Source organism: Leclercia sp., from assembly GCF_036780805.1.
In the GTDB taxonomy this organism is placed as follows: domain Bacteria; phylum Pseudomonadota; class Gammaproteobacteria; order Enterobacterales; family Enterobacteriaceae; genus Enterobacter.
Genome location: NZ_DAIQCE010000001.1, coordinates 1,632,477 through 1,644,715 on the forward strand (window position 1 = coordinate 1,632,477; position 12,239 = coordinate 1,644,715).

The window sequence follows — 12,239 nt, forward strand, 5'->3', positions numbered from 1 at the left end:
TTCAAGCCTCTCTGTAATAGACGTTACATAGACCTGACAGATCATCAATGATGTTATAAACCTCATACCGAACATTATTCAGTACAAAAGTGTCATCATAGGTGATTTGATCACGGCGGCATGTAAAGTAGTTTTCTGTTGTTTGTATAAGTCCTTCGGTAGTTTGAATTGCTATTTCGGACTGTTCGAAAATGGCATTAATAGTAATGCCACTTTCTAGTACTAAAGGTTCGCCAAAACTATTAATCAGAGCATCCATACTTTGCGTATTAAATGCTCTCATCGGATCAGGCCAGCTTAATAACGCGGAATGCCTCTGGATTGGTCAGTACTACTGCGAAATCAGACCATACGCGGGCAACAATTGCACCCTGTGCCCTTTTGCTGGTCTGATCCATGTCCAGCTCCATATCACCCCAGGAACCAATAGCTACTTTGCTAAAGTCACCCAGAATAATGAAGTTCTGACCAGCCAGTACTTTAGAGTCATAGGCAGGTACACCACACAGATCGCCATCGTCGAACAGGTACACAGCGGCGGTATTTGCACCACGCAGAGTACTACGCAGAGTAGCTTTGGTCTGTGGAGACATTACAGCAGCAAGAGATCCAAACGCTACACCTTCGTCACCCAGTGCACCCTGTGCTGCTACGATGTCTGCATAGGTATATGCGTCTACTGTTTCAACCTTGCCAGCGGCCTGTACTGCCGCAACAATTTTTTGCATTACGATAGTTTCAAGACGCTGAGAGAAACCAGCAACGATTGCCTGAGTAACGATCTGTTCAATCTGTGGGCAAGTTTTTAGTACTGAACGTGACAGAGGAACATATCCAGAATAAGTAGAAGGTTTCATCAACACAGTTTCGAACTGTGGATCAACTTCTTTTCCTTCACCATTTTCTGGTACTTCATCAAAGCCTGCCGCAAAATCTGCGGAGAGTTTTGGAAGTGCAATTTCAGAAGTCAGACCGGAATATGTCTGTACTGGCAGATTTTTCAGAACACCTTGATCACGCAGTACATCAATAAATGCACCGTACAGCACATCAGTATGAATAACGTCTTTCGCACTCACAGTTGTCACACCGCCTGCACGAATTGCATTGACCAGATCGTTTTCACGAATAATAACGCCGCGTTTACCATCAGTAACTACGCCACCATCCAGCATTGAACGCATGAGAGAGTTTAGAGAGAATTCCATAATATTTTTATCATCCTTGATAATTGGTTTATTTTTAATTTGTTGGCGAAACGCTTCAATGGTTAAGCCTGATTCGATTGCCTGTTTTGTAATTTCAGAGTGAATATTGAATGCACGAGAAATAGCGTTAATTTCGGCAATGCGTTTTTGATCTTCTTCGGCCTGTTCTTCCTGAACGGCTGAATCATTATTTTCAGTATCAGTTTCTGGTTGTTCACCATCACCAGTACTGTCATTGTTATTTATCGTTTCTTGAACGGGTTCTGTTTCGGCTTCGGAATTGACTTCGGAATTAGACTCAGTATCAGTAGAAGTACTTTCAGTATTTTCATCGGGTTCATTTTCAGTTTCCTCGTTACGTTCATCTTGTTCGGTTGGCTGCTCGTCTGTATTTTCGGGTTCAGGTACTTCTGGCGGCTTCTCTTCTTCAAGAGAACGCCCTACTCCGACTAGATCGTCAGCAGGCACGGATACAGTACTGATCTCAAATGGGGTCCACTTAGTAATTAAGAGGTTGTCGCCTTCAATACGATATTCGTCGATTGAGTACCCTACTGAAACTTTGGTCAGTGTTCCTTCACGTACCATTTCATATTTTTCAGCACCCATACCAACAGAACTAAAACGTACTAATGCACGTCCTACGCGATCAGCATCAATACTGGCTGACTCGACAACACCGATATGATTAGAAAAGTCATGGTTGAATAGAAGAGCAGCCTTATTCTGTAATCGTTCTAGATTGACGTTCTCAGGATTATGCAGAAGGATTTCGTTATATTCCTGACCACCGATAGTACGTACTACTGGATTTTCAGAACTGAAAGCTAACAGTACTGTACGGTCGTTATTATCTGAGAGTACGTCACTCGTTAACGTCATCTCCCGTTTTTGGTTCTTGAATTTCATTTGAACTGTCCTTGTTCATTGTTTCTGTTGTATTTATCTCCGCTTCTTGTTTGAGTTCTTCAAATACGTGCTGTGGCTCCATGCCTAAATCACGGATAATTTGAGACTTCGATTTAACACCCATCTGTAATAGAGTCTGTTCGTATTGAGCATCTTTATTAGGATCGAGACTTACCTGTTTAACAGTTATGAAAGTACTATTAGCGATATTCTCAAAATTGGTGAAACTCAATTCTTTAATTTCAGACACCATGATTCTTTTAATGAACTCACGGTAGATAGGTTTCAGTACTTTAGAAATAAGAAGATTTGAACGAGTCTTGAACCCTTCACGGCTTATACGGTCTGCCATCTTCGCAGCACTGAAAGAAGCCTGCTGTGTGTCCCCAGTTAACATAGACTTTGGTACGGATAATCCAGTACTGATAGTTGTTAAAACAGCGTCTGAGAATTCGGTTATCTTGTCAGTACCTGCCTGCGGGTTCAGAGTCTGAATCTGTTGGCCTGGTGCAAGTTCTTTAATACTGCCCGGTTCAAAGTGTTCGACGTATTCACGCTGTTCTGGTTCACCGTCTAAGAGTTCATCCTGTGTGTTATCGCTATTGGTAATGAACCCCATAGCCGAACTTGCGATCTTCTTCTGTAGTACTGCCGCTTCGTTATAGCTATTAAAGTCCTCTAGGGTTTTCATGACTGCAATACAGTCCGGGAAACCTCGTTCCTGTCCTGGGAATTCTGGAATGAAATAATGCAGTACTTCACTGGCTGGTACACGTCGAGTACTGTTAGTCTGGATGGTGTAATTTAATGGATTGATATCCGCCACATGATAGGCCAGTACTCGACCGTGCTGATCACGCTCTATCCCATTACTGATATACGAACCATTTTTCAGTAGCTCGTTTTTAGTACTGGGAATACGACTAGCATCGATGATCGATACATGTAGTTCATCACCGTCTGTATGTAGTCGAACAAAACATTCACCATCGGTAGCTCTTGCACGCTCTACCAGTTGTTGAAAGATGTCGAACGACATAGAACCATCAGCACTGAATCGGTCTGCATCTAATGCCCACTGGTAAAACAGCTTGTCTAAGCGGTCTGCCAGTACTGGATCAGTTTGACCATCGAGGCCAGACGGACTAGGACGGATGGTAATTCCATCAGCACCCGCTACGGTCGAAGAACTCAGTGATACGTATCGACGTGCATACGGGTTTTGCAGTACCAGAGAACGACTAGCATCACGTAGCGATGTTAGAGACTGTCTCAGTACTGCATTGATGTTGACGTTCTGAACACCAGTACCGTAAGAGCCGATAATCTTTGTTGGTAGTCCGGTTAGTGAACGGCTTTGGGATTTGAATTCAGTACTGGTAGGTTGATATTTACGGGTTTGTTTGGCGGGTTTCGGGGCTGGTACTGCGGGTTGTTCAATTTGCCGTTTGTTAAAAGGCCACATTCCTTGTGATCTCCATTATTAGCGGCAATGGATAGTACTTTTGAAAAAGCCTTTATTGCCTGTAGTTAGTTTGCGTTTCAGGTCGTTGACCTGTTTAGTGATACTGCCTTTCAGACTAAGCAATGTATTAAGATCTTCTTTAACAAGTGTCTTATTATTGATGGTCAGTGTATGTGTATCACCGTTAATTCTGGCTGCGATGATTTTATTAATGTCATCAAGCTGTGATTGCAGTTCTGTTAATCGGTCTGTCTGAGCCATTGGATCAATGACGGTTACAGTACTGATAGTTAATTCACCATTATTGTTATATACGACTGAGTAATAACCCGGCTTCCAATCTGTGGAGTCGATAGTTACCGTTTCAGTATCGTTCTGTGTGCTGTGTGTGAATAACGTATCAGTACTATTTCCGATTTTAATTGTGCTATTAGGTGGCAGTACTTCGTGAAGTACTTCACCAATATAAATTGTTTCTTTCATTGTTATTTATTCCTTAGCCGAACCATGATTTACCAATGCTAGGTTTCTTAGTGGTTGGTTTAGAGTATTTATTGTTTTGTTCGGAAGGTTGTTTTACGGGTTGCGATTGTTCAGTACTGATAGTTTCGGTACGTTTGCTACTGCGATATTCACGCAGTTTCTTGAATGGTTGACCGCCAAGTTTACTGAGTGCCAGTTTCATCATGCAGAGACTGTACACCAGCGTATCAAGTGCCTCATTACGACGGCCTGTGATCTGCTTCCATCGAACACCACTACCAGAACGTTCTAAGTTCTCTGCTGTGACCTGTTCGAAATAGTCATCAGGTAGATCGTGTGCAAACCGTAGCGTAAGTGGTGCATCTGTTTTACCTGCAACTGCGTTGTTTAGCAGGCTGCGTACCCAGTTCTTACCCTCGTGTACGTTCAGCATGTAGAACTGACGGCCTTCTGAGGTACTGCGTTTGAACAAGTCACCTTTGGTATTCGAGCTGCCCTTAATCATTTCGAACTTCTTATACTGCTGACAGAAACTGTGTACCGTCTGCATTGCACGACCGTTACCACCGTCAACAGCTACTTTCAGTACTGGCAATTCACGCCCGGATACTGTTTTGAAACGTTGATTACAGAATGTCGCAAGGTCTGTATAGGCTTTTGCCCCTTTGATTTCACAGTTAGGACTGTAGAAATAACGATGACCCAGTACAAATAGTTCTGTTTCGTTAAAACCTAATACAGTTGCTTCAAGTCGGTCTAATTGCTGATCACAGCCTACGACAATTCCCAGTACTGAATCTGGTATATGTGATAAATCGAATGAATCATCACGCAAGTTCTCTAATGCTAGATCATCAAGTTCTTCTTGAAGGTCTGAATAATGAAGTCCGAGTACTGTATTGTAAAATGACTGATAGTTATATTCGAACCAGGCTAGTTCAAACTCTTTTGCAATAGCCTGAATAGTACTGTTAGGACTGTACAGGCGGTTTATATAAAAACCTGCTGTATCAGTTACTGATGGGTTCTGTGCTATCCATCGCCCACCACCTACCATTTTAATACGCTGTGACTCTGTTATTTCTTTCTGGCATTCTGGGCAGTGTAATTTTGCAGTACTGGAATCAGGGATATCACGCTTACCTGCTTTCTTCCATTTGAACTTAACGTTCTCCCATTTCAACGAGTGTTCATGCTGGCAGTGTATGCACTTAACAAAGTACTCACGTTGATCTGAGTTCTGATACTCAACATCGATTGCATCTCCTGAAAATGTGGGAGTACTTGAAATAAGTATTTTTGCTTCCTGGCCGAAATCAGTTGAACGTTGTTCTGCAAGTCTTATCGGATTACCTTCTGGTGAGTTCTGGTCTATTGCTGATACTTCATCAAGTATGATTCGCTTGAGCGTTTTTCCTCTGAGGGCTTTAGCCGACCCGAGAGTCATGAAGTACAAGAAAGAACCGTCTTTTAGTTCTGTCTGCTGTTGGTTATTTGCTTTCGTCTTGTCGTTCTTGTCTGTGACTAATTCTTGTAGTACTGGTACTTGCTCTATGGTCTTGTCAATTTTCGCTGACTTCCACTGTTTAAGCTCAGATAATGAACTTTGTGCAATGCCCATATTAGAACTATCAGTAGCCATCCAATAGAACAGTGCTGAATTTAATGTTAGGGTTTTGGCAATCTGTGCCGATGTTTTATAAACAACCTTGCGGTACTGGTCAGACTCGATAATATCTAACATCTCTTTCTGGAATGAATATAGCTGTAACTTCTGTCCGGCTGCTGCACCATCTGGCAGTACTAAATGAGTTTCAGCCCATTCACTGGGCTTTAACTTCTGTGGAGGTTTGATAATTGGTACTGCATTTTTCAGTACTGTTATTGTCTTGTTCATTTTCGGCATCCTTGCCTTGTTCGTCCTCTTCTGGTACTTCAAATTTCATATCACCGATTTCATTCAATAATTCATCAATACGTTGCTGTAGTACTCGTTTAACCTTGAGTACTGAATCTTGTTCGAAAACTTCATGTTGAATTTTGTTCGGTAGTGAGCGGATATAATCACGTAACGTTTTAAAGTACTGGGTAAGTTCTCTGTGAACTTCATCGGCTTCGATTAGTTGATCCAATTTTAACTTTACTTCGGCTTCGGCTAAATCTGCCTCTGCCTGCATTTTGCGTAGTCGAGCCTGGTCGATCTTGTCTCGTACATCACCATCACGTAGCGGCGTTAAAATGTTGTCTACGATCCATGCACGTGCATTCTCTTCTGTGTCTGTAGGCATCCCGCGTTTCTGCCATGCCAGTACAGTACTGTGTTCGTAACCGTAATCACGGCCTAACTTTCTAATTGAAATTGAGGTGGACATAATATTTCCCTGACTGTTGTTCTTATATTTATCAGGGTTCAGTACTGCATCTGGTGCTTTGTCATCTACAGACAATAGGTGGAACACGTGTTTTTCAGTATTATAAGGATCACTATTACCACGTGTTCCACTTGCCATTACTGAATATCAAATGACGAAAGGATTCAGTACTGAATATTTTGTGGTGTGGTTCGTTGATCAAAAATCGCACATACATTTAAAAGAACTCGCTGCCGAAACTACGCGAGCCTTGTCCTGTCTGGGAGTACCTTTTAATGCTTCTGTATCGCTCTGTATGCGTCTGTACTGAATTAAACGCGTCCGTGCGTTAATATTTCTAGCGTTGTTTATGAAGTGATACAGGCTGTTCTGAGAGGTATTCTAAATAGTAATCACGTATTGCAATAACTTCTTCTTTGTAGAACGAATAGTTAACACCAGAATATAGTTCTTCTACAGTTTGCCAGTACTCAACATTCATAAAGTCTTCTGCGACAGTCAGAAGACAACAACAAGCCCTGCCCAGTTCTTTAGCGGTTGGTTCTTCCGAACCTTGTTCAAACTTCGAAATTAGTTCTAAAGCGTTGTGGGTCAGTTTGATACTTTCATCAGCAGACAATGATTCAAATACGAGTGTATCGTCTGCGATATTCCGTGTAATATTCTGTAAGTTTTGCATTCTATTCCTGATTTAATTATTTTTATGGTTAGATTGGTCTTTTTGATATTTACAAGTTTGTTTTCTGATGTGGGCTTTATTTGCTAGTTATTCAATACAGCTCTATACGATGCACACATCAAATCACATATCAGAAGCTATGTCTATTAGATGCAGACCGTACAGATCTGTACAAATATTAACCATAAATTTTGAGATAGTCATCACGTAATGCCAGTACTGAGGGCATTATAATAATGAGTTGATTCGGGGTTAAACCACTGTACAAATTTTCAACAGTTTCCCAATGTCTATAATTAGAATACTGATGAGACATCGTTAAGAGTAAGCAACACGCCTTTCCAATCTCGGATGAGTGAGGTACGTCACTAATCTCAGTTGCCATTTCAAATTTTTCAATCAATCTCAACGCATTGCACGTTTTGTCGTTTAGCTCTTCATCAGTCATTGAATCATAGGTTCTCGATTCAGCGGCGATCTCTTGAATAACCTGTTTGGCACTTTTCATCTGGGTAGACCCTGCTATCAGTCTTTGGACACTTTATCTAACGTGTTACTGCAACGCTTCGTTATCAATATTGTAGCCTGAAGCACAAGCACTAAAGTATGAATTTACTTTAAGAAGATGTATCAGATGACGGGGTACAGTTCTTTTAACAGAGCCAGTGATAACCTGGACCATAGAGCAGTACAAGGCCTTGCATCATATGCTGTTGTTCTAGGGCGGGATCAGGATGGCTAAAGAAGATATGTAGTAGTTCGTTATATTCATCGTACTGCATATCTAATTTGATTAGTGGTTCACAATCTAGGACGGCTAATAGTTCCTGAACTATCTCGAAATAGAGTTCAGTACTGCCAACTGCTGGTAGTTGTATAGAGGTTCTCATTGTAAGTACTCATGTGTGTTTGAGTATTTACTCTGAATATTAAAGGTTAAGCGGTTCGGTATTCCTGAACCACTGGATGATTTAGATTTGCTCTAATTCACCATGCTCATTGATCCAATTTGACGGGAAGTGATCCCAGCACAATGACCAGACTAATTCATTCTCATAGATTTCACTGTCTGGGTTTGGCACTTCCCTGTTATGGATGTGGAAAAGATATTCACCATGCTTTTCAGTATTAACGAAAAGACTATCAGGGTGAGCAGAGCGTAAATGATTCACATATGAGCCATCTTCAAATGTGATTTCGATACCTACTACACGGTTGTCATTCTGTACCAACATGTCAATGTTTTTAATCATATGTGGGCATTCAATCGGTACAGTCACCCATTGCCAATTATCATTACCATCAATATCTTTTGCGACTTGCGTACTATACGACTTTTCATTTGAAGCAAAATCAATTACCAGTTCGTATAAATCTCCACCATTTTCTTCACCGATTTTTACTGAGTATGTTTTTTTCAGAGCTTTCATTTCGTTCTTCCTCATAGGATTTATATGTATGAGGGTAATCCACTCATTGTGCGAGATGGATAATATGGATTGGGGATGATGTTGTCAATTATTTTTTATTATAAAAATCGCAGTACTGAAATATGAGTCTCGATATTAAGTTCTAAGTACTGGAATATTGATGTGGTATTTTATGAAGTACTTTAAATATTTTCCTAATCGTCATTAGTACTCGTAATTAACGTACCCTGATTAAGTACTGATGCTGGCAACTATGGAATTTTTAAGAAGGGGCAGTACTGGACTTAAGATGCCAGTACTGCCCCTTTCTTTTAACATGACACTACATTGTCACCACTTCAACGCTAACCCGCGTATCACCCTTATAACGAATTTTAAAATGGTACGCTTTATCGCATGTGACGTTTGAGGTCGTTCCGCTTGAGAACCAGCTCGTTTCGATCTTGATGCTGTCTACCTGATCGCACTGATAGCCTGAGAGTGTAATTTCACGCTGTGCTTTCTCTTCTTCTTCTTTCAGGCCCTTGTCATCAGCGGCAAAAGCTGTGACTGAAACCATCAGTAAAGTTAACCCTATCATTTTAATCATTAAAATTCTCCAGCACCTAAGGTTGCTTATCCATTGCAAAAAAGCTCATCATTTTATCGATCGGTCAAATCGTTAATATTAATTACATCAATAGGCAATAACGATCAATATTTAAGACATTTCCCCTACCTATTATGGTAGTTAAGGGCTACTGATAAGTTACGTTTACCACTAAAGTAGTGGTGTTAAGGCTTCGCCTGGGTCTTCGTTGTGGGAGCAATGACCTGATGCAGGGCGGCGTATACAACCCGTACACAATCGTTTATAACTGTTTTAATCCCACTATCTTTAGTAGGGGTAAACAATCCATTACGAGGGCTTAAATCGAGATGACATAAAGTTATGGTGGGTGGTTGTAGTACTAATAATTAAAATTGAAATTAATAATCAGACATTGAATAGCAGGGTATACATATGGAAATCATCGGCTTACTAATTTTAGCATGGTTAGGTTATGTAATTCTTGGCGGTTACAACAAAGCAAAAACACGCAGGTATCATGCAGTAGTTGCACGAGCAAAAAGAACCATAGATGAAACGGATGAACTTTATCGTCCAACCTGGATTAATAACGATAACAAAAGGAATGAGTTTATCGGTGTCGTGAGAAGTCTCAGCTCAAAACAAGGTGTGCCAGGTAATTACTTAGACCACCTTTTTAACAATGAGGCTTTCAACCGCATGGTGCTAATGAAATTTACAGCCATCTTAGAGCAAAATAAGTTGAGCTTTACAGATCAGAAGACTGCTGTTAGTGAACTCATTCGGGATTTGTGGAACGATGGCGTTGAAATGCCGCCATCAAATTCTAATCTGCAACAGATTGTCAGTTTTCTTGATACCAAAATCTTTAATAGCTTTGATGCTTCTGCTGTTGCAGCACGTCTATATCTGGATGCTAATTTCATACACGCGGTTGAAACATTCAATAATCCATCTGCTGTTTCTTTTGAAGAGAAATATGGTCATACCATTTCAAGTGAAGCTAAAGAATTCTTTGACAAAATTGATGTCACGAACGGTGCTCTTTATATGGAGTTAAATTATCAAACTCACGGCGTTAATCTTACCGAAATCAGTAAATACATTTCATCATTTAGTAATAATAAATCATCAGAAGAATTAATTCTTAAACTGTTGACCGCTGAGCATCTGATTGAAACCTGGAAGCTCCGCTAATAACTTCTACTTATTTTGGTAGTACTCAGTACTGGTTGCATTCTATACCAGTACTGAACTGTTTTAAGGTCTGATAGCTACAGTTCAGTACAAGAAGTTTACGCACAAAATCTGTCATTCTTTAGGGATAGTCAACAGTTGCAAGGTGCAGTACTATAAGAAGTAACTTCATACTGTTCTTGAGGCTTCAGCAATGATTTTGACTTTACCGATTAATGATGATTATTCAGCTTTTCTGGAAGTGTCAGAACATAATGATTTTCCACATAGTACATCTAAGAAATTTGATGTACTAACTGATGATCATATTGATTATGAGTTAGATGACAGTGGGTTACAGCAACTTAGAAAACTTAAATTCAAAGCAATTCGACATCATTGTAATGACCTGGAATTTATGGGTTTTAGTGTCAGTATGGATATGAATGTACTGGATGGCATCATACATCTTGTAACTTTATCATTTAAAGACACAAACATAATGACTTTCGCTCAATTGAATGAAATCTTGAGAGATAATTTTGGTGATTTTGTTCGAAGAGCAGTGAGTAGTGGCGTAACGGACATATTTGAAGAATTTGATATGGGATCTGGGCAATATGACAACGCAACGTTTCTTTATAAATGTGGCGATGTTGTGTTCTGTATTAACAAATCAGGCAGCCCGAAAAGTACCAAGCCGCTAATCACTTTGACTGCATATACTCGTATAGGATATTACTCTGAGTCCGACTTTGCAGAGACTTACAAAAAACGTCAAGTTGATTGGCGTAGAGAATATGATGAGTTTTCCAAGAATTTCAGTATTGATGGGCTATAATGGTATTTGGCATCCTTGAATAATAAAGCGGTAGTACTTAGTACTGGTAGAACTCTAAACCAGTACTGAACCCTCCCTAACACCTCATTACGGTTCAGTACTTGATGAACATCACGTTTTACGATAATACCTGACATACTTAAAGGCCAAAACCCTCCCATTTTTAGGAGGTTAGTAACGGCTGCACTGTGCAGTACTATGTACCTCCCATTTTGCCGTACAAATGGTTCTTTTCATTTAGTTGTCCATGCATACATATAAAGATCTTTAATGATTTTTATACCACTAATAATGATGGAATAGAAATGAATCGGTTGAGAATAACTATTTTGTTATATGCCGTTGTATGTTCAGCAGCAGCTCATTCATCCTGTACTGGGAATTACTATCACAGCATATGTACCTTTGATAATGGTGACACACACACTATTACTAGAACTATGAGTTCAAGCGGAGAAGAAATTACAGAGATAAAAGGACACAACAAAACATCTGGGGCAACATGGGAAGAACGTACTCGAGTTCGGGGAGATGACACCATAACTAGAGGTACGGCTGCAAATGGTGCCCGGTGGCGTCAAACTAAACACAATAAAGGGAACGGTGAATACCAGATCTCAGGTGTTGATGCGAGCGGCAATCTGTATAAGTATGAGTGCAAAGAAGCAGAATGTAACGACGGTTATTAGTACCTAGTTTCCTGCCAGTACTTAACCGTGTCGCAGTATGGTTCAGTACTGGTAGTGTTGTTACTTTAATAATCTTTAAGGAACTTTGTTAAAGTCACTCCGGTTTTATCGGTATCCTCAAATCTGAATACCACGTAACCATTGCCAGGATTCATGACGCCTATTACTTCGCGATGCTCATGTATAGTGTCACACTCACCTGCAACTACCAGTTTTTGTATAGTTGCCATGTCATTTTGATTCCATGCTTCCGAAAGCTCGATGAGATGATCTGTGCTATCACAGGCAAAACCCTCATCAATATATGCTGCATTGGCTGCAAAAGAACTTAAAACTAATGCCGCCAGTAAGATTTTTTTCATTATTACCCCAGAAGTATTCAGTAGTGCATCTGAACAGATAGCAAATCATTGTTC

13 protein-coding genes are annotated in these 12,239 nt (G+C 40.3%); 2 read left to right on the top strand and 11 right to left on the bottom strand.

Features of this window, described 5'->3' with window-relative positions; all coding sequences use genetic code 11:
- Nucleotide 1: 1 nt before the first annotated feature.
- From V7Q49_RS07765 to V7Q49_RS07810, 10 genes are all read right to left on the bottom strand, one after another.
- Complete coding sequence (locus V7Q49_RS07765) at nt 2–283, bottom strand: head-tail joining protein (RefSeq protein ID WP_333850148.1); 282 nt, start codon at nt 281–283, stop codon at nt 2–4.
- 4 nt (nt 284–287) lie between these two features.
- On the bottom strand, nt 288–2,117 hold the full coding sequence (locus V7Q49_RS07770) for a phage major capsid protein (RefSeq protein ID WP_333850149.1): 1,830 nt from the start codon (nt 2,115–2,117) through the stop codon (nt 288–290).
- Nucleotides 2,074–3,582, bottom strand: a complete 1,509-nt coding sequence (locus V7Q49_RS07775; protein WP_333850150.1) for a phage portal protein — start codon at nt 3,580–3,582, stop codon at nt 2,074–2,076. Before V7Q49_RS07775 ends, V7Q49_RS07770 begins: the two co-directional genes overlap by 44 nt.
- A gap of 18 nt (nt 3,583–3,600) precedes the next feature.
- Nucleotides 3,601–4,065: a hypothetical protein gene (locus tag V7Q49_RS07780; protein WP_333850151.1), complete on the bottom strand. Its 465-nt coding sequence runs from the start codon at nt 4,063–4,065 to the stop codon at nt 3,601–3,603.
- A 13-nt stretch (nt 4,066–4,078) separates the two neighbouring features.
- Nucleotides 4,079–5,962 (bottom strand): terminase gpA endonuclease subunit, encoded by a 1,884-nt coding sequence (locus tag V7Q49_RS07785; RefSeq protein WP_333850152.1) that lies wholly within the window; start codon nt 5,960–5,962, stop codon nt 4,079–4,081.
- The gene (locus tag V7Q49_RS07790) at nt 5,889–6,575 is read right to left on the bottom strand and encodes a hypothetical protein (protein WP_333850153.1); all 687 of its coding nucleotides are present in this window, start codon (nt 6,573–6,575) and stop codon (nt 5,889–5,891) included. The genes V7Q49_RS07785 and V7Q49_RS07790 overlap by 74 nt, the downstream gene beginning before the upstream one ends.
- Nucleotides 6,576–6,774: 199 nt before the next feature.
- Complete coding sequence (locus tag V7Q49_RS07795; protein ID WP_333850154.1) at nt 6,775–7,116, bottom strand: hypothetical protein; 342 nt, start codon at nt 7,114–7,116, stop codon at nt 6,775–6,777.
- A gap of 178 nt (nt 7,117–7,294) precedes the next feature.
- Nucleotides 7,295–7,624 (bottom strand): hypothetical protein, encoded by a 330-nt coding sequence (locus V7Q49_RS07800; protein WP_333850155.1) that lies wholly within the window; start codon nt 7,622–7,624, stop codon nt 7,295–7,297.
- A 463-nt stretch (nt 7,625–8,087) separates the two neighbouring features.
- Nucleotides 8,088–8,546: a hypothetical protein gene (locus tag V7Q49_RS07805; RefSeq protein WP_333850156.1), complete on the bottom strand. Its 459-nt coding sequence runs from the start codon at nt 8,544–8,546 to the stop codon at nt 8,088–8,090.
- 322 nt (nt 8,547–8,868) lie between these two features.
- Nucleotides 8,869–9,135, bottom strand: coding sequence for a hypothetical protein (locus V7Q49_RS07810; RefSeq protein WP_333850157.1), 267 nt, complete (start codon nt 9,133–9,135; stop codon nt 8,869–8,871).
- 414 nt (nt 9,136–9,549) lie between these two features.
- On the opposite strand from V7Q49_RS07810, the gene V7Q49_RS07815 reads away from it, so the two are divergent.
- Both V7Q49_RS07815 and V7Q49_RS07820 read left to right on the top strand, forming a co-directional pair.
- Entirely contained in the window at nt 9,550–10,314 is a 765-nt protein-coding gene (locus tag V7Q49_RS07815) for a hypothetical protein (RefSeq protein ID WP_333850158.1), read from the top strand.
- Between the two features lie 193 nt (nt 10,315–10,507).
- Complete coding sequence (locus tag V7Q49_RS07820; protein WP_333850159.1) at nt 10,508–11,134, top strand: hypothetical protein; 627 nt, start codon at nt 10,508–10,510, stop codon at nt 11,132–11,134.
- A 754-nt stretch (nt 11,135–11,888) separates the two neighbouring features.
- Here the strand turns inward: V7Q49_RS07820 and V7Q49_RS07825 are convergent.
- Entirely contained in the window at nt 11,889–12,185 is a 297-nt protein-coding gene (locus tag V7Q49_RS07825) for a hypothetical protein (RefSeq protein WP_333850160.1), read from the bottom strand.
- Between the last annotated feature and the right edge of the window lie 54 nt (nt 12,186–12,239).